The sequence below is a fragment of the Streptomyces sp. NPDC002958 genome, assembly GCF_055563255.1.
The window spans coordinates 87,027-108,784 of the sequence record NZ_JBVHDS010000006.1; the positions used below are offsets into that span (position 1 = coordinate 87,027).

The window sequence follows — 21,758 nt, forward strand, 5'->3', positions numbered from 1 at the left end:
CCAACCGGTTTACGTTCCGTCTAGGATTCGCCGCATGAGCTTTGGGCAAGGGGAACCCTCCTGGGGGCCCGGGGGCACACAGACTCCGGACTGGGCAGCACTGGCCGACGAGTCCGCCGCGCGCAGCCGCCGCAAGAAGTGGCTGCTGATCGGCGGCGGCGTGCTCGCCACCGCGGCGGTCGGCGCGATCGTGGCCACGGCGGTCATCTCGACCACCAACAGCAACAGCTCCACCGGCTCCGGCAAGAACGCGAGCGAGCTGCCGGCACCCACCGACCTGCCGGACAACACCGCCGAGCCCGAGCCGTCCTTCTCCTCGGTGGCACCACCACCGCCGCCGGACCCGAAGGACTACATATCCGACGCGCAGAAGGACAAAGCGCCGATCACCGTCGACGCGTTCTTCCCCGGCAAGCAGCTGACGATGGGCGACCGCGTCTACAGCAAGGGCGCGACGCAGCAGACGAAGAACTGCGCCGCGACCACCAAGGGCGCACTCGGCTCGATCCTCACCGGCAACGGCTGCGACCAGGTCATCCGGGCCACGTACAGCAAGGACGGCGTCGCCGTCACCATCGGCCTCGCGGTCTTCGGGACGGAGGCGCAGGCCAAGAAGGCGGCCCAGCAGTCGAGCGGCAGCATCGCCACACTGAGCGGTGCGGGCGTGCCGGCCTTCTGCCCCGCCGGATCGGTGTGCCGCCTTACCGCCAACTCCTACGGCCGCTACGCCTACTTCACCATCAGCGGGTTCACCAGCGGCAAGAACGTCACCGCGGCCGACAAGAACGTCTACGCCACCGGTGACGACCTGACGAACTTCACGTTCCGCCAGATCCGCCACCGCGGCGAACTCCAGGCCTCGGCGGCGGCCACCGCCCCCAGCAGCTGACCGGGTCCTGGCGACGCCGGGCGCACGGCGGAGCGGCAGCGGCCCCGGAATGATTTCGTCGACGCCTCCGAGCCCACCTGTGTAGGGTCTGCGAGTCCGATGTGACGGAATTGCGCGCGACTGAAGGCGTGGGTGGCATGGCGGTCAAGGTCACGGTGGTGGTCCCGACGTACAACTCGGGAAGCCACATCGAAGCACTGGTCGATTCGATGCTGCGGCAGACGCTGCCGGCGGACGAGTTCGAGGTGCTCTTCGTCGACGACGGCTCGACCGACGACACGCCCTCGCGCCTGGAGGCCCTGGTCGCCGAGCACGACCACTTCCGGATGACCCGCATCCCGAACTCGGGGTGGCCGGGCAGGCCCCGCAACATCGGCGTCGATCAGGCCAACGGTGAGTATGTCCAGTTCGCCGACCACGACGACCGCCTGGCGCCCGAAGCCCTTGAGCGGCTCTACGCCATGGCGGAGCGCAACGGCTCCGACATCGTCATCGGAAAGGTCGCGAGCAACTTCCGCAGCCGCGGGATTCCCTACGGGCTGATGAGCCGGACCCGTGAGTCCTGCACCGTCTGGAACGCGCCGCTGATCGACAGCCTGACGCCGCACAAGATGTTCCGCACCGCATTCCTGCGGGAGTACGGCATCGTGCACCCCGAAGGTCCCTGGATTCTGGAGGACCAGCTCTTCATGGTCCGCTCCTATCTCAAGGCGTCCGTCGTCTCGGTGGTCGGCGACTACGTCACGTACTCGTACTGGGCGCGCGAGGACGAGGAGAACGCCGGCACCGCGCTCATGGACCCGCGCTGGTACTACGGAAATCTGCGCCAGATCATGGCCACCGTGGTCGAGGGCACAGGGCCCGGACCCGACCGCGACCGTCTTCTCCGCCGTTTCTACCGGGTGGAGATGCTGTCCAGGCTCGGCGTACCGGCGCGTGGCGCTCTCATGGACCCGAGGTTCGAGGACGACCCGTTCGAGGCGGTACGCGAACTGGCCGAGGAGTTCGTCACCGACGGCATGCACGACGGTCTGGCCGCGCTCCAGCGGGTCCGTTCCACGCTGCTGCGGCAGAACCGGCCCGAGGCACTGGGCGAGTTCACCCTCCGCCAGACGGACCTCAGGGCCCGCTGCACGGCGACATCCGCGACCTGGAACCGCGACCGGCTCAAGGTCGCGTTCACCGCGCGCTTCGAGGAACAGCCGGGCGGCTCGGGGCTCGTACTCGCCCGCGACGGCGACCGGCACTTCCTCGCGCCCTATCTGACGGACGGCATCCTCGACGAACCCGTCGATGTGACAAGCGAGTTGAAGACCTTCAAGGTCGACGTGCTGCTGCGCCACTCGGAGACCGCACATGTGTGGGTCCTCCCGCACCGGACGTCCCTGGTGCTCGAGGAGGAGCGCGGTACCGACGGCGTCACGCTCGTACGCCCCCTCGTCACGGGGACCGTGACGATCGACCCGCGGCATGCCGCCGGCGGCGGACCGCTCGGGGAGGGCACCTGGCAGGTCCAGGTCCGGCTGTCCGGAGCCGGTCTCGACCGGTACGCGGAACTCGGCGAAGCGAGCCCGGTCGCCGAACTCCTCGTCCCCGCCCCGCAGATCCTCACCGGCCACGAGATCACCCCCGCCCACACCGGCACCGGCCTCACCCTCGTGGTACGCGCCACCGACGATCCCCCCACGCCTCGCCCGCCCAAGGTCAGCGTCGTCATCCCCACCGATGGGGCCGCGCCGGAGTCCCTCCGGGAGACCCTCGACTCGCTCACCGCCCAGACACTCCCCGCCCATGACGTCGACGTCGTCCTCGTCGGCAGCGGTGACGCAGAGGTGCGCCCCGCGAGCGGCGCCGCGCCCCGTAACGCCGGAATCGACGCGGCCACCGGCCAGTACGTGCTGTTCATGGAGCCCGGCGACCGCCTCGCCCCCGAGGCACTGCGGCGGATGTACGACTACGGCTGGGAGCACGACGCCGACATCGTCGTCGGCAAGCTCGCGGGCAAGGACCGTGCCCTGCCGCGCGAACTCTTCGTCCGGGACCGGCCCCGGGCAACGCTCGCCAAGGATCCCCTCGCCGACAGCCTCACCGCCAACAAGCTCTTCGACCGGGCCTTCCTCGCCGAACACGCCCTCCGCTTCCCGGCGGACCAGCACCCGCTGTCCGAGCAGCTGTTCACCGCACAGGCCTATCTACGGGCGGGCCACGCCGCCGTACTCGGCAGCCACGTCTGCTACCACTACGGCCCGAAGCGGCCCACGCCCCCCGTGCCGGCCGCCGAGTTCTACGCGGTGCTGCCCGTGCTCCTGGAGACCGCCGACACCCTGGCCGGTCCCGGCGCGGCGCGCGACCGACTGCACCGGCGCTGGCTGCGCGTCGAGGTGCTCGACCGGATCGGCGGCAAGCAGATCCCGGGGCTGGACGACGAGGCCCGCACCGAGCTCCTCCACGAGATCCGCAAGGCGCTGAGCGGCCGGGTGTCCGAGACCGCGGTGGCAGGTCTTCCGGTCTCCCGCCGCGTGGCCTTCGGCCTGATCGAGGACGAGGACCAGGACTCCCTGGTGCGGCTCATCGAGTGGGAGAACTCCATCGCCTGCCACGCCACTCTCACCGAGCTGTCGTGGCAGGACGACGGCACGATGCACATCGCCTTCGGCGCCCGGCTGCACGCCGCCGACGGCCCGGTCGGAATCACGGCCGCCGACGGCGACCGGCACGCCCTCGCCCCGACCGGCCTCCCCCAGCCCCTCCTCGACCGCTTCGCCGCCGAACCGCTCACCGGCGGCGCCGCCCCGGACAAGGCATCCGCGGTCCTGGTCCTGCGGGAACGCAGCAGTGGCGCCGAGTACCGCCTGGTCACGCAGAGCAATGTGGTCCGTGCCAACGGCGGTCTGACGGTGACCGGCTCCGCCGGACTGGATCCCGCCCGCGCGGTGGCCGGCTCACCGCTCGGCGAAGGCGTCTGGGACCTGTCCGTACGCCTCAACGCGTTCGGCTGGGCCAAGTCCGCCCGCCTCGGCAGGGTGCGCGCACCCGAGGTCTCCGAGCAGCTCACCGCCGTACCGCACCCCACCGAGCAGAAGCTCCGCATCACCCCGTACTGGACCAATCCGCACCGCGACCTGTCGCTGCGCGTCGAAGTGCCCAAGCCGCCGAAGCCGGCCGCCCCCGCGGCCCCGACCCGCAAGCCGGGCCTGATCCGCCGGGTCGCCCGGATCATAAGCAAGCGCTGACGGCCGGATCTCTCAGCAGCAGCCGCCTCCGGGGAGCGTGCGCACATTGCGCGCCTCCCTGGAACGGGCGGCCAGCAATTCGTCGGCCGGGTAGGCCACTTCCTCCAGCGTCAGACCGTGGGGACGCACCACGTGCACTCCGGGATCCCGCACCCGTGCCGCCAACACCCGTGCGGGCCACTCGGCCGGACGGCGCCCGTCCCCGACGAACAGCGCCGCGCCGATCAGCGCCCGCACCATGTTGTGGCAGAACGCGTCGGCCTGCACGGTGGCCGTCAGGATCCCGGACACCTCGTCCCGTACCCAACTCAGCTTCTGCAGCGTACGGATGGTCGTCGCACCCTCGCGTTTCCTGCAGTACGCGGCGAAGTCGTGCTCCCCGACCATCCGGGCCGCCGCCTCGTTCATGGCGTCGCCGTCCAACGGCCGGTCGTGCCACAGCACATGACCGCGCAACAGCGGATCCACCCCACCGGAACGATCGCAGACGCGGTACGCGTATCGACGCCACAGCGCCGAGAACCGCGCGTTGAACCCGGCCGGCGCCTGAGCGATCCGCCAGATCCGTACGTCGGGCGCCATGCGTCCGGCCATCCGCCGCAGCAGCTTGTCCGCGTGCTCGGCCCACACCTCGTCCGGCAGATCGACATGGGCGACCTGACCCCGGGCGTGCACCCCAGCGTCCGTGCGCCCGGCGACGGTCAGGTCGTACGTCCGCGAGGACCGCGTCACGGTCCGCAGCGCGTCCTCGATCTCCCCCTGGACGGTCCGCCTGCCGGTCTGCTTGGCCCAGCCGGAGAAGTCCTTGCCGTCGTACGCCAGGTCCAATCGCACCCGTACGAAGCCGGGCTCTACTTCGTCACTCACCCAAGGGTCCTTTTCTGCAGGTACATGCAGGTACATACGGAACGGGCCCGCACCGCCCCGAAGGGTGATGCGGGCCCGCCCAGTGGTCTCAGAACGCTCAGGCGTCCTTGGACTCCGCCTCGGCCTCGGCCGGCTTGGCGTCCTCAACGACCTCGGCGGACTCGGCCGGGGCCTCGTCCTTCTTGAGGGCGTCTTCCTTGACCGCACGCTTGGTCGCGGCCTCGGCCTCACCGGTGGCCTGCTGGGCCACGGTCAGCGCCTCGACCAGCTCGATGACGGCCATCGGGGCGTTGTCGCCACGACGGTTGCCGATCTTGGTGATGCGGGTGTAACCACCGGGGCGGTTCTCGTACCGCGGGGCGATCTCGGTGAAGAGCGTGTGCACGATGCTCTTGTCCGTGATCGACTGCAGCACCAGGCGACGGTTGTGAATGTCGCCCTTCTTCGCCTTGGTGATGAAGCGCTCGGCGACCGGACGCAGGCGGCGGGCCTTGGCCTCGGTCGTGGTGATGCGGCCGTGCTCGAACAGCGACTTCGCAAGGTTGATGAGAAGAAGCTTCTCGTGCGCAGCGCTGCCGCCCAGACGGGCACCCTTGGCGGGCTTCGGCATGGTTTTTCTCCTTGTGTGCTGCACCGGCCGTATCAGGTACCGGTGTCAGTTCCCGTGCAGCGGACGCCACACGGAAGATCAAGAGCCGACCGGGCCATCGATCGAAATCAAGCCCGCCGGCGTTCGAGGACAAAGCCTCACCCCGACCCGGGGCACCCGGAGAACCCGGGCACCCCAGCCGGAGGCGAATCAGTACTGCTCGGTCTCCACGAAACCGGCATCCGCGTCGTCGTCGGCGCCAAAGGCGTCCGCCGCGGCCGTCGGGTCGAATCCGGGCGGGCTGTCCTTGAGCGCCAGGCCCATACCGGCCAGCTTCGCCTTGACCTCGTCGATCGACTTCGCACCGAAGTTGCGGATGTCGAGCAGGTCGGCCTCGGAACGAGCCACGAGCTCACCCACGGAGTGGATGCCCTCACGCTTGAGGCAGTTGTACGAACGGACCGTGAGCTCGAGCTCCTCGATCGGCAGCGCCAGATCGGCGGCGAGCGCGGCGTCCGTCGGGGACGGGCCCATGTCGATGCCCTCGGCGTCGATGTTGAGCTCGCGCGCCAGACCGAACAGCTCGACCAGGGTCTTACCGGCCGACGCCATGGCGTCACGCGGACGCATGGCCTGCTTGGTCTCGACGTCGACGATCAGCTTGTCGAAGTCGGTGCGCTGCTCGACACGGGTCGCCTCGACCTTGTACGTGACCTTGAGCACCGGCGAGTAGATGGAGTCGACCGGGATACGGCCGATCTCCTGGCCCACCTGCTTGTTCTGGACGGCGGAGACGTAGCCGCGACCGCGCTCGACGGTCAGCTCCATCTCCAGCTTGCCCTTGCCGTTCAGCGTGGCCAGGACCAGGTCCGGGTTGTGGACCTCGACACCGGCCGGCGGGGCGATGTCAGCAGCGGTGACCAGGCCGGGGCCCTGCTTGCGCAGGTACATCACGACCGGCTCGTCGTGCTCCGAGGAGACGACCAGCTGCTTGATGTTGAGGATGAGGTCGGTGACGTCCTCCTTGACGCCCGGCACGGTGGTGAACTCGTGCAGGACACCGTCGATCCGGATGCTGGTGACAGCAGCGCCGGGGATCGAGGAGAGGAGCGTGCGACGGAGAGAGTTGCCGAGGGTGTAGCCGAAGCCCGGCTCCAGCGGCTCGATGACGAACCGGGAGCGGAACTCGTCAACGACCTCTTCGGTCAGCGACGGACGCTGAGCGATAAGCATGTTGTGTTCCTTCAGTCGTGGGCGCCCACTATTTGACGCCCCAGATACTGACAAGGGTACGGGCGGCACGACCCGAAAGAGCCGTACCGCCCGGACCCACGAGCTACTACTTGGAGTAGAGCTCGACAATCAGCTGCTCTGCACCTGGGTGTCGATCACCTGGCGCTCGGGCAGGGAGTGCACGAGACGGAATCAGACGCGGCGACGCTTGGGCGGCCGGCATCCGTTGTGCGGGGTGGGGGTGACGTCCTGGATCGAACCGACCTCCAGGCCCGTGGCCTGGAGCGAACGGATCGCGGTCTCGCGGCCGGAGCCCGGACCCTTGACGAAGACGTCAACCTTGCGCATGCCGTGCTCCTGCGCGCGGCGGGCGGCCGACTCGGCGGCCATCTGCGCGGCGAAGGGGGTGGACTTGCGCGAGCCCTTGAAGCCGACGTGGCCGGCGGAGGCCCAGGAGATCACGTTGCCCGAGGGGTCCGTGATCGAGACGATCGTGTTGTTGAACGTGCTCTTGATGTGCGCGTGGCCGTGAGCGACGTTCTTCTTTTCCTTGCGACGCACCTTCTTGGCTGCGCCCTGACGTCCCTTGGGGGGCATGTCTTGACTCCAGATGGAGAGGGGAGGTGATCGGTCCTACAGCGAAGACCGCTGGTTTCTGCGGATGACCGGGGGCCCGGACGACCGCAGTGCGTCCGCTGAGGACTACTTCTTGCCCGGCTTCTTCTTGCCGGCGATCGCGCGACGCGGGCCCTTGCGGGTACGAGCGTTCGTGCTGGTGCGCTGGCCGTGGACCGGCAGGCCGCGGCGGTGACGCAGGCCCTGGTAGCAGCCGATCTCGACCTTGCGGCGGATGTCGGCCTGGATCTCGCGACGGAGGTCACCCTCGGTGCGGAGGTTGGCGTCCACGTACTCGCGGATCTTGACCAGGTCCTCTTCGGCCAGGTCGCGAACGCGGGTGTTCGGGTTCACGCCAGTGGTGGCGAGAATCTCCTTGGACCGGGTACGCCCGATACCGAAGACGTAGGTGAGGGCAACCTCCACGCGCTTTTCGCGCGGGATGTCAACACCTGAAACGCGTGCCATTCAATGGCTCCAGTTGTTATTTCGGGGGTCTTCCACAGTGCCACTCCCGATCGCCGACCTCTCGTGACGAGAGGTGGTACGCCCGGGTCCCCGGCCCCCGCCGGAGGTGTCGTCAGCCGAAGCTTGGACGGACTCTGCGTATGTACGTTTTACGTGCGTCGCGCGAAGTGCTGCGAGATGCAGGGGGTCGTGCGTCAGCCCTGGCGCTGCTTGTGGCGCAGGTTGTCGCAGATGACCATGACCCGACCGTGACGGCGGATCACCTTGCACTTGTCGCAGATCTTCTTGACGCTCGGCTTGACCTTCATGGGATGTCAGGTTCTCCGGGTCAGTGCCATCACCGCGCCGAAGCGGGGTGCGGGCAAGATCTACTTGTAGCGGTAGACGATCCGGCCACGCGTCAGGTCGTACGGAGAGAGCTCCACGACGACCCGGTCATCCGGAAGGATTCGGATGTAGTGCATCCGCATCTTGCCGCTGATGTGCGCGAGGACCTTGTGACCGTTCTGGAGTTCCACCTTGAACATGGCGTTCGGGAGGGACTCGATCACGGTGCCCTCAATTTCGATGGCACCTTGCTTCTTGGCCACGCTTCGCCTTTCGAATCGGCTACCTTGATCGACTTTCGGCATCACATGTGGACATGTGGACACACGGATGCACGAGAGCCGACGCGTCAGTCTACGCCAGCAGACCCCAAAAGACGAATCCGTCAAGTTTGCCCACTCGGGGAGATCCTTAGACCTCCACAAGCGGGTCAAATCAACCCGCACCGACTCAGCCCAGCGGGTCGGGTGCCGCCTCGCGGGTGATCAGCCCAGCGGGTCCGGTGCCGCCTCGCGGGTGATCAGCCCAGCGGGTCCGGTGCCGCCTCGATGCCGTACTGTGCCAGCTTCGCCCTGCCGCAGTCGGGGGCGGTCAGGACCAGGGGGCCCTGCTCGGTGAGGGCGATCGAGTGCTCCCAGTGGGAGGACCAGGTGCCGTCCGTCGTGATGACGGTCCAGTCGTCCCGGAGCACCTCGGTCTGCGCCGTACCGAGCGAGACCATCGGCTCGATGGCCAGGCAGACGCCGGGCACGAGCTTGATGCCCTTGCCGCGCTTACGGGCGACGTAGTTCAGCAGGTGCGGGTCCATGTGCATCTCGGTGCCGATGCCGTGGCCGCCGTAGTCCTCGATGATCCCGTACTTGCCGGTGGCGGGGCGGGGCTGGCGGCGGATGTAGGACTCGATCGCCTTCGAGACGTCGACGAGGCGGTTGTTCACCTTCATCGCGGCGATACCGGCCCACATGGACTCCTCGGTCACCCGGGAGAGCTCGATCAGCTCCGGAGCGTGACCGGTGCCGACGAAGGCCGTGTAAGCGGCGTCGCCGTGCCAGCCGTCGACGATCGCGCCGGCATCGATGGAGATGATGTCGCCGTCCTTGAGGACGGTCTTGTCGTCCGGGATGCCATGGACGACGACCTCGTTGACCGAGGTGCAGATGGTCGCGGGGAACCCGCCGTATCCGAGGAAGTTGGACTTCGCGCCGTGGTCGGCGATCACTTTGCGGGCAACCTGGTCCAGGTCCAGCGTGGTGGCGCCGGGCACCGCCGCCTCACGGGTGGCCGCGTGGATGGCGGCGACCACCAGCCCCGCCTCACGCATCTTCGCGATCTGCTCGGGGGTCTTGATCTGCACCATTGCGCGGCGCCTCTCTGCATCGAACGGTGACGGGTACGGCGTACTCAACGATACGGCGCAAGCAGTCGGCCGCGGCGCCCATGGACGCCGCGGCCGACTGCACCGGTACTGCGAGTGTTTCCCTCAGCCCTGGTCGGACTTGAGAGCCTCCATCGCCCGCTCGGTCACATCGGTGACCTTGCCGAGCGCGGAGATGGTGACCACCAGGTTCTGGGCCCTGTAGTAGTCGATGATCGGCTCGGTCTGCGTGTGGTAGACCTCCAGCCGGGTACGAACCGTGTCCTCGGTGTCATCATCGCGCTGGAACAGCTCGCCGCCGCAGGTGTCGCAGACGCCCTCGGTCTCCGGCGGGTTGTACGTCACATGGAAGACGTGCGAGCCGTCGTTCCGGCAGATCCGGCGGCCGGCGATGCGCTTGACCACCTCGTCCTCGGGGACCTCCAGGTCCAGGACCGCGTCCAGCTTGGTGCCCTCGTCCTTGAGCATGGCGTCAAGGGCCTCGGCCTGACCCACATTGCGTGGGAAGCCGTCCAGCAGGAAGCCGTTCTCGGCGTCCGGCTGCGACATGCGGTCCTTGGCCATCCCGATGGTGACCTCGTCCGGCACCAACTGGCCTGCGTCCATGTAGGCGCGGGCCCGCTTGCCAAGGTCGGTGCCCTGACTGATGTTGGCGCGGAAGAGATCGCCCGTGGAGATCTGCGGAATCGACAGGTTCTTGGCAAGGTACGCAGCCTGCGTTCCCTTGCCGGCACCGGGCGGCCCGACGAGGACGATTCGCATCAGCGGAGGAACCCTTCGTAATTGCGCTGCTGGAGCTGACTCTCGATCTGCTTCACGGTCTCCAGACCCACACCCACGATGATGAGGATGCTCGTCCCGCCGAACGGGAAGTTCTGGTTGGCGCCACCGAAGCCTGCCAACGCCATCGTCGGCACCAGAGCGATCAGACCCAGGTACAGCGAGCCCGGCCAAGTGATCCTGTTGAGCACGTAGCTCAGGTACTCGGCAGTAGGTCGACCAGCCCGGATACCCGGGATGAAGCCACCATACTTCTTCATGTTGTCGGCGACTTCCTCGGGGTTGAACGAAATCGCCACATAGAAGAAGGCGAAGAAGACGATCAACAGGAAGTACGCCGTGATGTAGTACGGGTGGTCGCCCGTGACGAAGTGGTCCGTGATCCAGGTCGCCCAGGCCGCAGTGGAGTTGGAGAACTGGACGATCAGGGCGGGGATGTAGAGCAGCGAAGAAGCGAAGATGACGGGAATCACACCCGCCTGATTCACCTTCAGCGGAATGTAGGTCGACGTACCGCCGTACGACCTGCGGCCGATCATGCGCTTCGCGTACTGCACCGGGATACGGCGCTGGGCCTGCTCGACGAAGACGACGAGGGCCACCATCACGAAGCCGATCAGGATGACGGTGCCGAACTCGATCCAGCCGTCGGCCAGCTTGCCGCTGGTCTTGATGGCCCACAGGGAGCCGGGGAAGCTGGCGGCGATCGAGATGAACATCAGGATCGACATGCCGTTGCCGATGCCGCGGTCGGTGATGAGCTCACCGAGCCACATGACGGCCGCGGTGCCCGCGGTCATCGTGATCACCATGACGACGGTCGTGAAGATCGACTGGTCCGGCACGATCTGGTCGGCGACCGGGCAGCCGCTGAACAGCGCGCCACTGGTGGCGGTGGCCACCAGGCCGGTGCCCTGGAGGATGGCGAGCGCGACGGTCAGATAACGCGTGTACTGCGTGATCTTGGCCTGGCCGGACTGCCCCTCCTTCTTGAGCGCCTCGAGTCGGGGAATCACCACGGTCAGCAGCTGAAGAATGATGCTGGCCGTGATGTACGGCATGATGCCGAGCGCGAAGATCGTGATCTGCAGCAGTGCACCACCGCTGAACATGTTGACCAGGCCGAAGAGGCTGTTGTTGCCCTTGCTGGCCTGATCAACACAGGTCTGGACGTTCTCGTAGCTCACTCCCGGTACAGGGACGTGTGCCCCGAGCCGGTAGAGCACGATGATGCCGAGCGTGAAGAGCAGCTTCTTGCGCAGGTCGGGCGTCTTGAACGCCCGGGCGAACGCGGTGAGCACGGTGCCTCCTGCGACCCCCGCGCAATGCGTAGAGGTGACGGTCTTGAGGATCGACAAATACGAAACAGTCAAAGGTCCCCGGGCAGGCGCCCAGGGGGGTACCACACAACAACGCACGCCACCTTACCGGCGACCATGCCCCCCTAGGAACGACCAACCGGGGATGCCCCATATGAGAGGCATCCCCGGTCGGGTGTTCAGGCCATCGAGTTGTCTCAGACGAGCTCGGTGACGGTGCCGCCGGCGGCGGCAATCTTCTCCTTGGCGGAGCCGGAAACGGCGTCAACCGAAACCTGCAGCGCCACGGAGATCTCGCCCTGTCCGAGGACCTTGACGAGGTGGTTGTTGCGCACCGCACCCTTGGCGACCAGGTCGGCCACGGTGACCTCTCCACCCTCGGGGTAGAGCGTCGCGAGCTTGTCCAGGTTCACGACCTGGTACTCGGTGCGGAACGGGTTCTTGAAGCCCTTGAGCTTCGGGAGACGCATGTGGAGGGGCATCTGCCCACCCTCGAAGCGCTCCGGAACCTGGTAACGGGCCTTGGTGCCCTTGGTGCCACGACCGGCGGTCTTACCCTTGGACGCCTCACCACGACCCACACGGGTCTTGGCGGTCTTGGCGCCCGGGGCGGGCCGGAGGTCATGGGCCTTCAGCGGCTTGTTCTCCGCCATGTCAGTCGACCTCCTCAACCGTCACGAGGTGGCGGACGGTGTGAGCCATGCCGCGGAACTCGGGACGGTCCTCCTTGACAACCACGTCGTTCAGGCGCTTGAGCCCGAGCGAACGCAGGGTGTCGCGGTGGTTCTGCTTGCTGCCGATGTACGACTTCGTCTGCGTGATCTTGAGGCGAGCCATTACGCACCCGCTCCCGCACGTGCACGAAGCAGAGCCGCGGGGGCGACGTCCTCGAGGGGCAGACCACGGCGAGCCGCGATCTCCTCGGGACGCTGCAGGCCCTTGAGGGCCGCCACGGTCGCGTGCACGATGTTGATCGCGTTGTCGGAGCCCAGCGACTTCGACAGGATGTCGTGAACGCCGGCGCACTCCAGAACGGCGCGCACCGGGCCACCGGCGATAACACCGGTACCGGGGGAAGCAGGCTTCAGCAGGACGACGCCCGCAGCCTTCTCGCCCTGGATCGGGTGAGGAATGGTGCCCTGGATACGCGGAACCTTGAAGAAGTTCTTCTTGGCTTCTTCCACGCCCTTGGCGATGGCCGCGGGAACTTCCTTGGCCTTGCCGTAACCGACACCGACGGTGCCGTCACCATCGCCCACCACGACCAGCGCGGTGAAGCTGAAGCGACGACCACCCTTCACAACCTTGGCGACGCGGTTGATCGCGACAACGCGCTCAACGTACGCGGTCTTCTCGGCGGCGGCTGCGCCGCCGTCACGGCCCTTCCGGTCCCGCCGCTCGCCGCCACCGGCACCGCTTCCGCGGCGCTGGGGTCCAGCCATTGGATTTACCTCTCTCTGTTACGTCCGCTGTGCGTAGGAACCGGGGCTTAGAACTTCAGCCCGGCTTCACGGGCGGCGTCAGCCAGAGCGGCAATCCGCCCGGCGTACTGGTTACCACCGCGGTCAAACACGACGGCCTCGACGCCTGCGGCCTTGGCACGCTCAGCGACCAGGGCGCCGACCTGCTTGGCCTGGGTGCTCTTGTCGCCCTCGCCACCACGGATGGAAGCGTCCAGGGTCGACGCCGACGCGAGCGTGTGGCCCGCGATGTCGTCGATGACCTGAGCGACCATGTGGCGGTTGGACCGCGTCACGACCAAGCGCGGACGCTCCGGCGAACCGGAGATGTGCTTGCGGATGCGGATGTGACGACGCTTGAGGGCGGCACGCTTGTAGGCGTCGCCCTTGGCGATCTTCACGCCGTATGCCATGGCTACTTACCAGCCTTTCCGACCTTGCGGCGGATGACCTCGCCGGCGTACTTGATGCCCTTGGCCTTGTACGGGTCAGGCTTCCGCAGCTTGCGGATCTTGGCCGCGGTCTCGCCGACCTTCTGCTTGTCGATGCCCTCGACGGAGAACTTCGTGGGGGACTCCACCTTGAAGGTGACGCCCTCCGGGGCCTCGATCAGGATCGGGTGGCTGTAGCCCAGGGCGAACTCCAGGTTGGAGCCCTTCGCCTGGACGCGGTAACCGACACCACTGATCTCGAGCGCCTTGGTGTATCCCTGGGTCACACCGGTGATCATGTTCGCCACCAGCGTGCGGGACAGGCCGTGAAGGGCCTTGTTCTGACGCTCGTCGTTCGGGCGGGTGACGCTGAGGAAGCCGTCCTCACCCTTGGTGACCTCGATCGGCGACGCGACGGTGTGCGTGAGGGTGCCCTTGGGGCCCTTCACCGCGACCGTGCGGCCATCGATGGTGACGTCCACACCGGCGGGAACCTGGATGGGGAGCTTGCCGATTCGCGACATGAGCTATTCCTCCGTTCCCGACTACCAGACGTAGGCGAGGACTTCCCCACCTACGCCCTTCTTGCTGGCCTGCTGGCCGGTCAGGAGACCGTGGGACGTGGAGATGATCGCCACGCCCAGGCCGCCGAGGACCTTCGGCAGGTTGGTGGACTTTGCGTATACACGCAGACCCGGCTTCGAGATTCGCTTGATGCCGGCGATCGAGCGCTCGCGGTTCGGGCCGAACTTCAGCTCGAGGACGAGGTTCTTGCCGACCTCGGCGTCCTCGACCTTCCAGCCGGTGATGAAGCCCTCCTGCTGGAGGATCTCCGCGATGTGCGACTTGATCTTGCTGTGCGGCATCACGACGGAGTCGTGGTACGCCGAGTTCGCGTTACGCAGACGCGTGAGCATGTCTGCGATGGGATCAGTCATGGTCATGAATTGGCCTTCGGCCTCTCTCGCCGGGGTTTCCTGTATGCGCCATCCCTCTCCCCACTCAGAGGCGGGACGGGTGCGGTGCGGGGACCTACGGCGTAGTAAGTCGGTCTTGGGCGGCAGGCGCCCAACCCCGCAAGCCTACGGCATGCGAGGGCGGGCTCCTGCCGACCAGATGCTTACCGAGAGCTTCCGTCAATTCCCAACGCCCAAAGGGCGAAGAAGAATTACCAGGAGCTCTTGGTCACGCCCGGCAGCTCGCCACGGTGAGCCATCTCACGAAGGCACACGCGGCACAGGCCGAACTTGCGGTAGACGGAGTGGGGCCGGCCGCAGCGCTGGCAGCGGGTGTACCCGCGAACGCCGAACTTCGGCTTACGGGCGGCCTTAGCGATCAGAGCCTTCTTCGCCACGGTCAGTTCTCCTTGAACGGGAAGCCGAGGTGACGAAGGAGGGCACGACCCTCGTCGTCGTTGGTCGCCGTGGTGACCACGGTGATGTCCATGCCCCGGACCCGGTCGATCTTGTCCTGGTCGATCTCGTGGAACATGACCTGCTCCGTGAGACCGAAGGTGTAGTTGCCACGGCCGTCGAACTGCTTCGGCGACAGGCCACGGAAGTCACGGATACGCGGCAGCGCGAGCGACAGCGTACGGTCCAGGAACTCCCACATCCGGTCACCACGAAGGGTGACGTGGCAGCCGATCGGCTGACCCTCACGCAGCTTGAACTGCGCGATGGACTTGCGGGCCTTGGTGACAGCCGGCTTCTGGCCGGTGATCGTGGTGAGGTCGCGCACGGCGCCGTCGATCAGCTTGGAGTCGCGGGCGGCGTCGCCCACACCCATGTTGACCACGATCTTGACCAGGCCGGGAATCTGCATGACGTTCTCGTACGAGAACTCCTCACGCAGCTTGCCGGCGATTTCCTCGCGGTACTTCGTCTTCAGACGCGGAGTGGTGGTGGTAGCCATCAGATGTCCTCACCCGTCCGCTTGGCAACGCGGATCTTGTTGCCTTCGTCGTCGAAGCGGTAACCGACGCGCGTGACGACCTTGGTGCCGTCCTTCTCCACGACGAGCTGAACGTTGCTCACGTGGATGGGGGCCTCGGTCGTGACGATGCCACCGGTCTGCGAACCGCGAGCGGTCTGACCGGCCTTGGTGTGCTTCTTGACCCGGTTGACACCCTCGACGAGGACGCGGTCCTGAGCGGGGTAGGCCACGATGACCTTGCCCTGCTTGCCCTTGTCCTTACCGGTGATGACCTGAACCAGGTCGCCCTTCTTGATCTTCATGCTTACAGCACCTCCGGCGCGAGCGAGATGATCTTCATGAACTTCTTCTCGCGCAGCTCACGGCCCACCGGGCCGAAGATACGGGTGCCGCGGGGGTCGCCGTCGTTCTTCAGAATGACGGCGGCGTTCTCGTCGAAGCGGATGTACGAGCCATCCTGACGACGACGCTCCTTGACGGTGCGAACGATGACGGCCTTGACGACGTCACCCTTCTTCACGTTGCCACCGGGGATCGCGTCCTTGACGGTGGCGACGATGACGTCACCGATGCCCGCGTAGCGGCGACCCGAACCACCGAGAACACGGATGGTGAGGATTTCCTTCGCACCCGTGTTGTCGGCGACGCGAAGTCGCGACTCCTGCTGGATCACGTCTATCTCCTGATCGTCTGCCGGTTCCCGGCGGGGGCCACTCCGTTACCGGAGCGGACCCCCACCGAGCCTGGCGGAACCTGCCTGAGGGGAATGCCCCTCAGGAATTACTTGGCCTTCTCGAGGATCTCGACGACGCGCCACCGCTTCGTGGCGGACAGCGGCCGGGTCTCCATCAGGAGGACGCGGTCGCCGACGCCTGCGGCGTTCTGCTCGTCGTGCGCCTTGAGCTTGTTCGTACGGCGGATGACCTTGCCGTACAGCGCGTGCTTGACACGGTCCTCGACAGCGACGACGACGGTCTTGTCCATCTTGTCGCTGACGACCAGACCCTCACGGGTCTTGCGGAAACCGCGGTCGGTGTTGGTCTCAGTCACAGTCTTCTCGCTCATCAGACGCTCTCCACCGTCTCGATGCCCAGCTCGCGCTCGCGCATCAGGGTGTAGATCCGGGCGATGTCCTTACGGACGGACTTGAGCCGACCGTGGTTCTCGAGCTGCCCAGTCGCCGCCTGGAAGCGGAGGTTGAACAGCTCTTCCTTGGCCTCGCGGAGCTTGTTGAGCAGCTCCTCGTTGCCCAGCTCGCGCAGCTCGGACGCCTTGGTTCCGGCCGACATCACGCCTCACCTGCCTCGCGCCGAACGATGCGGCACTTCATCGGAAGCTTGTGAGCAGCGCGGGTAAGCGCCTCACGAGCAATCTTCTCGTTCGGGTAGGACAGCTCGAACATCACCCGACCCGGCTTGACGTTCGCGATCCACCACTCGGGAGAACCCTTACCGGAACCCATGCGGGTCTCGGCCGGCTTCTTCGTCAGGGGACGGTCCGGGTAGATGTTGATCCAGACCTTGCCGCCACGCTTGATGTGGCGGGTCATCGCGATACGAGCTGCCTCGATCTGGCGGTTCGTCACGTACGCCGGGGTCAGCGCCTGGATGCCGTACTCGCCGAACGCAACCTGCGTGCCACCCTTGGACATACCGCTGCGCTTCGGGTGGTGCTGCTTGCGGTGCTTGACCCTACGGGGGATCAGCATTTCGGTCAGGCCTCCGTTCCGGTGCTCTCGGCAGCCGGAGCGGCAGCGGCGGGAGCCTCGGCCTTGGGGGCCTCGGCAGCCGGAGCCGACTGCTGCTGCGGCTTGCGACCGCGACCGCCACGCTCGCCACCGCGGCCACCACGGCCGGCCGGGCGGTCAGCGCCGCCACGGGCCGGGCGGTTGCCTGCGCGGGCAGCGGCGTTCTCGGCGCGGACCTCGGCGATGTTCTTGACGTCGCCCTTGTAGATCCAGACCTTCACACCGATGCGGCCGAAGGTCGTCTTGGCCTCGAAGAAGCCGTAGTCGACGTTCGCGCGGAGCGTGTGCAGGGGCACACGGCCCTCGCGGTAGAACTCCGAGCGGGACATCTCGGCGCCGCCGAGGCGGCCACCGCACTGGATCTTGATGCCCTTGGCGCCGGCCTTCATCGAGCTCTGCATGCTCTTGCGCATCGCACGACGGAAGGAGACGCGGGAGGAGAGCTGCTCGGCGACGGCCTGGGCCACCAGCTGAGCGTCCACCTCGGGGTTCTTGACCTCGAGGATGTTCAGCTGGACCTGCTTGCCGGTCAGCTTCTCCAGCTCGCCACGGATGCGGTCGGCCTCGGCGCCACGGCGACCGATGACGATGCCCGGGCGGGCGGTGTGGATGTCAACGCGGACGCGGTCGCGGGTGCGCTCGATCTCGACCTTCGAGATGCCGGCCCGCTCCATGCCCTTCGTCATCATGCGACGAATGGCGACGTCTTCCTTGACGTAGTCCTTGTACAGCTTGTCGGCGTACCAACGGGACTTGAAGTCCGTGGTAATGCCGAGCCGGAACCCGTGCGGGTTTACCTTCTGGCCCATTACCGGGTTCCTTCCTTGCTGCTGACGACCACGGTGATGTGGCTGGTCCGCTTACGGATCCGGTAGGCACGGCCCTGAGCACGCGGACGGAACCGCTTCAGGGTCGGGCCCTCGTCCACGTACGCCTCGCTGATGACCAGCGAAGAGGCGTCGGTGTGGTCGTAGTTGTGTGCGGCGTTGGCGATGGCGCTGTCCAGCACCTTGCCAACCGGCACGCTCGCGGCCTGCGGGGCGAAACGCAGGACCGCCTGAGCCTCCGTGGCGTCCATGCCACGGATGAGGTCCACCACGCGGCGGGCCTTCATGGGCGTGACGCGGATGTACCGCGCCTGGGCCCTGGCTTCCATGGTTGTCCCTTCGGTGTAAGTCATAGTCGTTTCCACCCCGCGGTTAGCGGCGCTTCGACTTCCGGTCGTCCTTGACGTGGCCGCGGAAGGTGCGAGTCGGCGAGAACTCGCCGAGCTTGTGGCCGACCATCGACTCGGTGACGAACACCGGGACGTGGATCTTGCCGTTGTGCACCGCGATGGTGTGACCCAGCATGGCCGGGACGATCATCGAGCGACGGGACCAGGTCTTGATGACGTTCTTGGTGCCTGCCTCGTTCTGAACGTCCACCTTCTTGATGAGGTGGCCGTCGACGAAGGGCCCCTTCTTGAGACTGCGCGGCATCTAAACCCGCTCCTAGCGCTTCTTGTTCGTCTTGCGGCGGCGGACGATGTACTTGCTCGATGCCTTCTTCGGCGAGCGAGTACGACCCTCCTTCTGACCCCACGGCGAGACCGGGTGGCGACCACCGGAGGTCTTGCCCTCACCACCACCGTGCGGGTGGTCAACCGGGTTCATCGCGACACCGCGGACGGTCGGGCGGACGCCCTTCCAGCGCATGCGGCCGGCCTTGCCCCAGTTGATGTTCGACTGCTCGGCGTTGCCGACCTCGCCGATCGTGGCGCGGCAGCGGGCGTCGACCAGGCGGATCTCACCCGACGGCATACGAAGGTGGGCCATGGTGCCCTCCTTCGCCAGCAGCTGCACGGAGGCACCCGCGGAACGGGCGAACTTCGCGCCGCCGCCGGGCCGCAGCTCGATGGCGTGGATGGTCGTACCGACCGGGATGTTGCGCAGCGCCAGGTTGTTGCCGGGCTTGATGTCGGCGGCCGGGCCGTTCTCGACACGGTCGCCCTGCGTCAGGCCACGCGGCGCGATGATGTAGCGCTTCTCGCCGTCCGCGTAGTGCAGGAGCGCGATGCGCGCGGTGCGGTTCGGGTCGTACTCGATGTGCGCGACCTTGGCCGGCACGCCGTCCTTGTCGTGACGACGGAAGTCGATCACTCGGTAGGCGCGCTTGTGGCCACCGCCCTGGTGGCGAACGGTCACACGACCGGCGTTGTTACGGCCGCCCTTGCTGTGCAGGGGGCGGACCAGCGACTTCTCCGGCGTGGACCGCGTGATCTCGACAAAGTCGGCGACGCTGGAGCCACGACGGCCCGGGGTCGTCGGCTTGTACTTGCGGATACCCATTTCTCAGTCCTCGTCCGATTTCGGACGATCCAGACCGCCCTTAGGCGGTCGGACCGCCGAAGATGTCGATACGGTCGCCCTCGGCGAGGGTCACGATGGCGCGCTTGGTGTCAGCGCGCTTGCCGAAACCGGTCTTGGTGCGCTTGCGCTTACCCTGCCGGTTGATCGTGTTGACCCCGGTGACCTTGACCGAGAAGACCGCTTCCACGGCCTGCTTGATCTGGGTCTTGTTGGAGCCGGGCGCGACGATGAACGTGTACTTGTTCTCGTCGAGCAGCGCGTAGCTCTTCTCGGAAACGACCGGCTTGACGAGAACGTCACGCGGGTCCGAGTAGGTCTTGCTGGTAACGGTCGCCTCGCTCATCAGGCGTCGCTCCCTTCGGTCTCAGCGGTCTGGGGGCCAGACACGAAGGACTCGAAGGCGGCCTGGGTGAAGACCACGTCGTCAGAGACGATCACGTCGTACGTGTTCAGCTGGCCCGGCTCCAGGATGTGCACCTGGGGCAGGTTGCGGGCGGACAGCCACGCGGCCTCGTCGGCGCGGTCGACGACCAGGAGCAGGTTCTTGCGCTCCGAGATCTTGCCGAACAGCGTCTTGGCGGCCTTGGTGGAGACGGCACCCTCGACCACGCCGGTGACGACGTGGATGCGGGAGTGACGGGCCCGGTCCGAGAGGGCACCGCGCAGGGCGGCGGCCTTCATCTTCTTCGGGGTCCGCTGCGAGTAGTCACGCGGCTGCGGGCCGTGGACGACGCCACCGCCGGCGAACTGCGGCGCACGGGTCGAACCCTGGCGCGCGCGGCCGGTGCCCTTCTGGCGGTACGGCTTGCGGCCACCGCCACGGACCTCGCCGCGGGTCTTGGTCTTGTGCGTGCCCTGACGGGCAGCTGCCAGCTGCGCGACAACGACCTGGTGGATCAGCGGAACGCTGGTCTTCGCGTCGAAGATCTCCGAGGGGAGCTCGACGGTACCGGCCTTGTCGCCTGCCGGCGAAAGGATGTCAATGGTGCTCATTACCTCAAGCCCCCTTGGCCGCGGTACGGACCAGGACGAGGCCGCCGTTCGGACCGGGGACTGCGCCCTTGATGAGGAGCAGACCCTTCTCCGCGTCAACCGCGTGGATGGTCAGGTTCTGGGTGGTGACACGCTCGTTGCCCATGCGACCCGCCATACGCATGCCCTTGAAGACACGGCCGGGGGTGGCACAGCCACCGATGGAGCCGGGCATGCGGTGCACACGGTGGGCACCGTGGGACGCCTTGCCACCCTTGAAGTTGTGACGCTTCATCACACCGGCGAAGCCCTTGCCCTTACTCTTGCCCGTGACGTCAACCTTGACGCCGGACTCGAACACCTCGGCAGTGACCTCCTGGCCCAGCGTGTACTCGCTGGCGTCAGGGGTGCGGAGCTCCACCAGGTGGCGGCGCGGGGTCACGTCGGCCTTGGCGAAGTGGCCCTTGAGGGGCTTGTTCACCTTGCGCGGGTCGATCTCGCCGAAGGCGATCTGGACCGCCTCGTAGCCGTCGCTGTCGTTGGTGCGGACCTGGGTGACGACGCAGGGCCCGGCCTTGACGACGGTCACCGGGACGACCCGGTTGTTCTCGTCCCAGACCTGGGTCATGCCGAGCTTCTCGCCCAGGACGCCCTTAATGTTCTTAGCCATCTCGCGCGTCACCTCAGAGCTTGATCTCGATGTCGACGCCCGCCGGCAGGTCGAGACGCATCAGCGAGTCAACCGTCTTCGGCGTGGGGTCGAGGATGTCGATGAGGCGCTTGTGCGTGCGCATCTCGAAGTGCTCGCGCGAGTCCTTGTACTTGTGCGGCGACTTGATGACGCAGTACACGTTCTTCTCAGTGGGCAGCGGCACCGGGCCCGCGACCGACGCACCAGTGCGGGTCACCGTCTCGACGATCTTCTTCGCCGAGGAGTCGATGACCTCGTGGTCGTAGGCCTTGAGCCGGATGCGGATCTTCTGTCCCGCCATGGCTACTAGTAGTCCTGTCTCTCGTAACGCTCTGGAACCCGGGGGTTCTAAGGACTCCATCTCCGACCCACGCGGTCGGGCGTGTCGCATCCCCTCTACGCAGATCTCCCGAAGGATTTCCCAACCAAGGGGGTGCGGGCCCGAGGACCGCGAGACCGGGGGCGGAACACCCACC

The 21,758-nt window shown here is 66.8% G+C and carries 33 protein-coding genes; 2 read left to right on the forward strand and 31 right to left on the reverse strand.

The genetic code is table 11. The annotated features are described in order from the left end of the window. Window positions 1-34 precede the first annotated feature (34 nt). Together ACZ3IC_RS13100 and ACZ3IC_RS13105 are read left to right on the forward strand one after the other, a co-directional pair. The gene (locus ACZ3IC_RS13100; protein ID WP_467415578.1) at window positions 35-889 is read left to right on the forward strand and encodes a hypothetical protein; all 855 of its coding nucleotides are present in this window, start codon (window positions 35-37) and stop codon (window positions 887-889) included. 137 nt (window positions 890-1,026) lie between these two features. Further along, window positions 1,027-4,122, forward strand: coding sequence for a glycosyltransferase family 2 protein (locus tag ACZ3IC_RS13105; RefSeq protein ID WP_467415580.1), 3,096 nt, complete (start codon window positions 1,027-1,029; stop codon window positions 4,120-4,122). A 12-nt stretch (window positions 4,123-4,134) separates the two neighbouring features. Here the strand turns inward: ACZ3IC_RS13105 and truA are convergent, their stop codons facing one another. The 31 genes from truA to rpsJ all read right to left on the reverse strand — a co-directional run bounded on the left by truA (window position 4,135) and on the right by rpsJ (window position 21,583). After that, window positions 4,135-4,989 (reverse strand): tRNA pseudouridine(38-40) synthase TruA, encoded by an 855-nt coding sequence (gene truA / locus ACZ3IC_RS13110; protein WP_467415583.1) that lies wholly within the window; start codon window positions 4,987-4,989, stop codon window positions 4,135-4,137. A gap of 97 nt (window positions 4,990-5,086) precedes the next feature. Next, complete coding sequence (rplQ, locus tag ACZ3IC_RS13115; protein WP_467415585.1) at window positions 5,087-5,599, reverse strand: 50S ribosomal protein L17; 513 nt, start codon at window positions 5,597-5,599, stop codon at window positions 5,087-5,089. A 189-nt stretch (window positions 5,600-5,788) separates the two neighbouring features. Continuing rightward, window positions 5,789-6,811 carry a DNA-directed RNA polymerase subunit alpha gene (locus tag ACZ3IC_RS13120; RefSeq protein WP_003966937.1) on the reverse strand — a complete coding sequence of 341 codons (1,023 nt, stop codon included), beginning with the start codon at window positions 6,809-6,811 and terminating at the stop codon, window positions 5,789-5,791. 192 nt (window positions 6,812-7,003) lie between these two features. Continuing rightward, on the reverse strand, window positions 7,004-7,408 hold the full coding sequence (gene rpsK, locus ACZ3IC_RS13125; RefSeq protein WP_003956432.1) for a 30S ribosomal protein S11: 405 nt from the start codon (window positions 7,406-7,408) through the stop codon (window positions 7,004-7,006). Window positions 7,409-7,513: 105 nt separating this feature from the next. Next, window positions 7,514-7,894: a 30S ribosomal protein S13 gene (gene rpsM, locus ACZ3IC_RS13130; RefSeq protein WP_018519286.1), complete on the reverse strand. Its 381-nt coding sequence runs from the start codon at window positions 7,892-7,894 to the stop codon at window positions 7,514-7,516. Between the two features lie 194 nt (window positions 7,895-8,088). Further along, window positions 8,089-8,202 (reverse strand): 50S ribosomal protein L36, encoded by a 114-nt coding sequence (gene rpmJ, locus ACZ3IC_RS13135; RefSeq protein WP_003956441.1) that lies wholly within the window; start codon window positions 8,200-8,202, stop codon window positions 8,089-8,091. A gap of 60 nt (window positions 8,203-8,262) precedes the next feature. Beyond that, window positions 8,263-8,484 (reverse strand): translation initiation factor IF-1, encoded by a 222-nt coding sequence (gene infA / locus ACZ3IC_RS13140; protein WP_003956442.1) that lies wholly within the window; start codon window positions 8,482-8,484, stop codon window positions 8,263-8,265. Window positions 8,485-8,741: 257 nt separating this feature from the next. Next, window positions 8,742-9,578 carry a type I methionyl aminopeptidase gene (gene map / locus ACZ3IC_RS13145; protein ID WP_467415588.1) on the reverse strand — a complete coding sequence of 279 codons (837 nt, stop codon included), beginning with the start codon at window positions 9,576-9,578 and terminating at the stop codon, window positions 8,742-8,744. 123 nt (window positions 9,579-9,701) lie between these two features. After that, window positions 9,702-10,358, reverse strand: a complete 657-nt coding sequence (locus ACZ3IC_RS13150; RefSeq protein ID WP_467415590.1) for an adenylate kinase — start codon at window positions 10,356-10,358, stop codon at window positions 9,702-9,704. Then, entirely contained in the window at window positions 10,358-11,677 is a 1,320-nt protein-coding gene (gene secY, locus ACZ3IC_RS13155; protein ID WP_467415592.1) for a preprotein translocase subunit SecY, read from the reverse strand. The genes ACZ3IC_RS13150 and secY overlap by 1 nt, the downstream gene beginning before the upstream one ends. 215 nt (window positions 11,678-11,892) lie before the next feature. Beyond that, the gene (rplO, locus tag ACZ3IC_RS13160) at window positions 11,893-12,348 is read right to left on the reverse strand and encodes a 50S ribosomal protein L15 (RefSeq protein WP_018550610.1); all 456 of its coding nucleotides are present in this window, start codon (window positions 12,346-12,348) and stop codon (window positions 11,893-11,895) included. Window position 12,349: 1 nt separating this feature from the next. After that, window positions 12,350-12,532: a 50S ribosomal protein L30 gene (gene rpmD, locus ACZ3IC_RS13165; RefSeq protein WP_030914154.1), complete on the reverse strand. Its 183-nt coding sequence runs from the start codon at window positions 12,530-12,532 to the stop codon at window positions 12,350-12,352. Then, window positions 12,532-13,137 carry a 30S ribosomal protein S5 gene (rpsE, locus tag ACZ3IC_RS13170; protein ID WP_030914151.1) on the reverse strand — a complete coding sequence of 202 codons (606 nt, stop codon included), beginning with the start codon at window positions 13,135-13,137 and terminating at the stop codon, window positions 12,532-12,534. The genes rpmD and rpsE overlap by 1 nt, the downstream gene beginning before the upstream one ends. A gap of 47 nt (window positions 13,138-13,184) precedes the next feature. After that, window positions 13,185-13,568, reverse strand: a complete 384-nt coding sequence (gene rplR / locus ACZ3IC_RS13175; protein WP_467415596.1) for a 50S ribosomal protein L18 — start codon at window positions 13,566-13,568, stop codon at window positions 13,185-13,187. Between the two features lie 2 nt (window positions 13,569-13,570). Then, entirely contained in the window at window positions 13,571-14,110 is a 540-nt protein-coding gene (gene rplF / locus ACZ3IC_RS13180; protein WP_467415598.1) for a 50S ribosomal protein L6, read from the reverse strand. Window positions 14,111-14,131: 21 nt separating this feature from the next. After that, on the reverse strand, window positions 14,132-14,530 hold the full coding sequence (gene rpsH / locus ACZ3IC_RS13185) for a 30S ribosomal protein S8 (protein WP_037688013.1): 399 nt from the start codon (window positions 14,528-14,530) through the stop codon (window positions 14,132-14,134). A gap of 224 nt (window positions 14,531-14,754) precedes the next feature. Continuing rightward, window positions 14,755-14,940, reverse strand: coding sequence for a type Z 30S ribosomal protein S14 (locus ACZ3IC_RS13190; protein ID WP_003948630.1), 186 nt, complete (start codon window positions 14,938-14,940; stop codon window positions 14,755-14,757). A gap of 2 nt (window positions 14,941-14,942) precedes the next feature. After that, entirely contained in the window at window positions 14,943-15,500 is a 558-nt protein-coding gene (gene rplE / locus ACZ3IC_RS13195; RefSeq protein WP_189544134.1) for a 50S ribosomal protein L5, read from the reverse strand. After that, a complete protein-coding gene (rplX, locus tag ACZ3IC_RS13200) occupies window positions 15,500-15,823 on the reverse strand; it encodes a 50S ribosomal protein L24 (RefSeq protein ID WP_467415602.1) in 324 nt (107 codons plus the stop codon). The genes rplE and rplX overlap by 1 nt, the downstream gene beginning before the upstream one ends. Before the next feature lie 2 nt (window positions 15,824-15,825). Continuing rightward, window positions 15,826-16,194, reverse strand: coding sequence for a 50S ribosomal protein L14 (gene rplN / locus ACZ3IC_RS13205; protein WP_003966950.1), 369 nt, complete (start codon window positions 16,192-16,194; stop codon window positions 15,826-15,828). A 107-nt stretch (window positions 16,195-16,301) separates the two neighbouring features. Next, on the reverse strand, window positions 16,302-16,586 hold the full coding sequence (gene rpsQ, locus ACZ3IC_RS13210; protein WP_030977953.1) for a 30S ribosomal protein S17: 285 nt from the start codon (window positions 16,584-16,586) through the stop codon (window positions 16,302-16,304). Then, complete coding sequence (rpmC, locus tag ACZ3IC_RS13215; protein ID WP_014047786.1) at window positions 16,586-16,810, reverse strand: 50S ribosomal protein L29; 225 nt, start codon at window positions 16,808-16,810, stop codon at window positions 16,586-16,588. Before rpmC ends, rpsQ begins: the two co-directional genes overlap by 1 nt. Continuing rightward, window positions 16,810-17,229: a 50S ribosomal protein L16 gene (rplP, locus tag ACZ3IC_RS13220; protein WP_072485538.1), complete on the reverse strand. Its 420-nt coding sequence runs from the start codon at window positions 17,227-17,229 to the stop codon at window positions 16,810-16,812. The genes rpmC and rplP overlap by 1 nt, the downstream gene beginning before the upstream one ends. Before the next feature lie 5 nt (window positions 17,230-17,234). Then, window positions 17,235-18,077 (reverse strand): 30S ribosomal protein S3, encoded by an 843-nt coding sequence (gene rpsC, locus ACZ3IC_RS13225; protein WP_093540760.1) that lies wholly within the window; start codon window positions 18,075-18,077, stop codon window positions 17,235-17,237. Further along, complete coding sequence (gene rplV / locus ACZ3IC_RS13230) at window positions 18,077-18,424, reverse strand: 50S ribosomal protein L22 (RefSeq protein WP_004571827.1); 348 nt, start codon at window positions 18,422-18,424, stop codon at window positions 18,077-18,079. The genes rpsC and rplV overlap by 1 nt, the downstream gene beginning before the upstream one ends. Window positions 18,425-18,467: 43 nt before the next feature. Continuing rightward, window positions 18,468-18,749, reverse strand: coding sequence for a 30S ribosomal protein S19 (gene rpsS / locus ACZ3IC_RS13235; RefSeq protein ID WP_003966956.1), 282 nt, complete (start codon window positions 18,747-18,749; stop codon window positions 18,468-18,470). A 12-nt stretch (window positions 18,750-18,761) separates the two neighbouring features. Then, entirely contained in the window at window positions 18,762-19,598 is an 837-nt protein-coding gene (rplB, locus tag ACZ3IC_RS13240) for a 50S ribosomal protein L2 (protein ID WP_093773282.1), read from the reverse strand. 40 nt (window positions 19,599-19,638) lie between these two features. Continuing rightward, on the reverse strand, window positions 19,639-19,962 hold the full coding sequence (gene rplW / locus ACZ3IC_RS13245; protein ID WP_093897250.1) for a 50S ribosomal protein L23: 324 nt from the start codon (window positions 19,960-19,962) through the stop codon (window positions 19,639-19,641). After that, on the reverse strand, window positions 19,962-20,612 hold the full coding sequence (gene rplD / locus ACZ3IC_RS13250) for a 50S ribosomal protein L4 (protein ID WP_467415608.1): 651 nt from the start codon (window positions 20,610-20,612) through the stop codon (window positions 19,962-19,964). The genes rplW and rplD overlap by 1 nt, the downstream gene beginning before the upstream one ends. Window positions 20,613-20,616: 4 nt before the next feature. Next, window positions 20,617-21,261, reverse strand: coding sequence for a 50S ribosomal protein L3 (gene rplC, locus ACZ3IC_RS13255; RefSeq protein WP_093897290.1), 645 nt, complete (start codon window positions 21,259-21,261; stop codon window positions 20,617-20,619). Window positions 21,262-21,274: 13 nt separating this feature from the next. Then, the gene (rpsJ, locus tag ACZ3IC_RS13260; protein WP_003948644.1) at window positions 21,275-21,583 is read right to left on the reverse strand and encodes a 30S ribosomal protein S10; all 309 of its coding nucleotides are present in this window, start codon (window positions 21,581-21,583) and stop codon (window positions 21,275-21,277) included. Window positions 21,584-21,758 lie beyond the last annotated feature (175 nt).

Coding starts and splice junctions, on each gene's coding strand:
- rpsE (WP_030914151.1), bottom strand. CDS start 13,137: ATGGCTGGACCCCAGCGCCGCGGAAGCGGTGCCGGTGGCGGCGAGCGG.
- rplX (WP_467415602.1), bottom strand. CDS start 15,823: ATGAAGATCAAGAAGGGCGACCTGGTTCAGGTCATCACCGGTAAGGAC.
- rplD (WP_467415608.1), bottom strand. CDS start 20,612: ATGAGCACCATTGACATCCTTTCGCCGGCAGGCGACAAGGCCGGTACC.
- ACZ3IC_RS13120 (WP_003966937.1), bottom strand. CDS start 6,811: ATGCTTATCGCTCAGCGTCCGTCGCTGACCGAAGAGGTCGTTGACGAG.
- rplW (WP_093897250.1), bottom strand. CDS start 19,962: ATGAGCGAGGCGACCGTTACCAGCAAGACCTACTCGGACCCGCGTGAC.
- rplC (WP_093897290.1), bottom strand. CDS start 21,261: ATGGCTAAGAACATTAAGGGCGTCCTGGGCGAGAAGCTCGGCATGACC.
- ACZ3IC_RS13100 (WP_467415578.1), top strand. CDS start 35: ATGAGCTTTGGGCAAGGGGAACCCTCCTGGGGGCCCGGGGGCACACAG.
- rpsQ (WP_030977953.1), bottom strand. CDS start 16,586: ATGAGCGAGAAGACTGTGACTGAGACCAACACCGACCGCGGTTTCCGC.
- rpsH (WP_037688013.1), bottom strand. CDS start 14,530: ATGACCATGACTGATCCCATCGCAGACATGCTCACGCGTCTGCGTAAC.
- rpmJ (WP_003956441.1), bottom strand. CDS start 8,202: ATGAAGGTCAAGCCGAGCGTCAAGAAGATCTGCGACAAGTGCAAGGTG.
- rpsC (WP_093540760.1), bottom strand. CDS start 18,077: ATGGGCCAGAAGGTAAACCCGCACGGGTTCCGGCTCGGCATTACCACG.
- ACZ3IC_RS13150 (WP_467415590.1), bottom strand. CDS start 10,358: ATGCGAATCGTCCTCGTCGGGCCGCCCGGTGCCGGCAAGGGAACGCAG.
- rplF (WP_467415598.1), bottom strand. CDS start 14,110: ATGTCGCGAATCGGCAAGCTCCCCATCCAGGTTCCCGCCGGTGTGGAC.
- rpsM (WP_018519286.1), bottom strand. CDS start 7,894: ATGGCACGCGTTTCAGGTGTTGACATCCCGCGCGAAAAGCGCGTGGAG.
- rpmC (WP_014047786.1), bottom strand. CDS start 16,810: ATGTCGGCCGGAACCAAGGCGTCCGAGCTGCGCGAGCTGGGCAACGAG.
- rplP (WP_072485538.1), bottom strand. CDS start 17,229: ATGCTGATCCCCCGTAGGGTCAAGCACCGCAAGCAGCACCACCCGAAG.
- rpsS (WP_003966956.1), bottom strand. CDS start 18,749: ATGCCGCGCAGTCTCAAGAAGGGGCCCTTCGTCGACGGCCACCTCATC.
- rplB (WP_093773282.1), bottom strand. CDS start 19,598: ATGGGTATCCGCAAGTACAAGCCGACGACCCCGGGCCGTCGTGGCTCC.
- rplE (WP_189544134.1), bottom strand. CDS start 15,500: ATGGCTACCACCACCACTCCGCGTCTGAAGACGAAGTACCGCGAGGAA.
- rpmD (WP_030914154.1), bottom strand. CDS start 12,532: ATGGCTCGCCTCAAGATCACGCAGACGAAGTCGTACATCGGCAGCAAG.
- ACZ3IC_RS13105 (WP_467415580.1), top strand. CDS start 1,027: ATGGCGGTCAAGGTCACGGTGGTGGTCCCGACGTACAACTCGGGAAGC.
- rplR (WP_467415596.1), bottom strand. CDS start 13,568: ATGGCATACGGCGTGAAGATCGCCAAGGGCGACGCCTACAAGCGTGCC.
- rpsJ (WP_003948644.1), bottom strand. CDS start 21,583: ATGGCGGGACAGAAGATCCGCATCCGGCTCAAGGCCTACGACCACGAG.
- rpsK (WP_003956432.1), bottom strand. CDS start 7,408: ATGCCCCCCAAGGGACGTCAGGGCGCAGCCAAGAAGGTGCGTCGCAAG.
- map (WP_467415588.1), bottom strand. CDS start 9,578: ATGGTGCAGATCAAGACCCCCGAGCAGATCGCGAAGATGCGTGAGGCG.
- rplO (WP_018550610.1), bottom strand. CDS start 12,348: ATGGCGGAGAACAAGCCGCTGAAGGCCCATGACCTCCGGCCCGCCCCG.
- rplV (WP_004571827.1), bottom strand. CDS start 18,424: ATGGAAGCCAGGGCCCAGGCGCGGTACATCCGCGTCACGCCCATGAAG.
- rplQ (WP_467415585.1), bottom strand. CDS start 5,599: ATGCCGAAGCCCGCCAAGGGTGCCCGTCTGGGCGGCAGCGCTGCGCAC.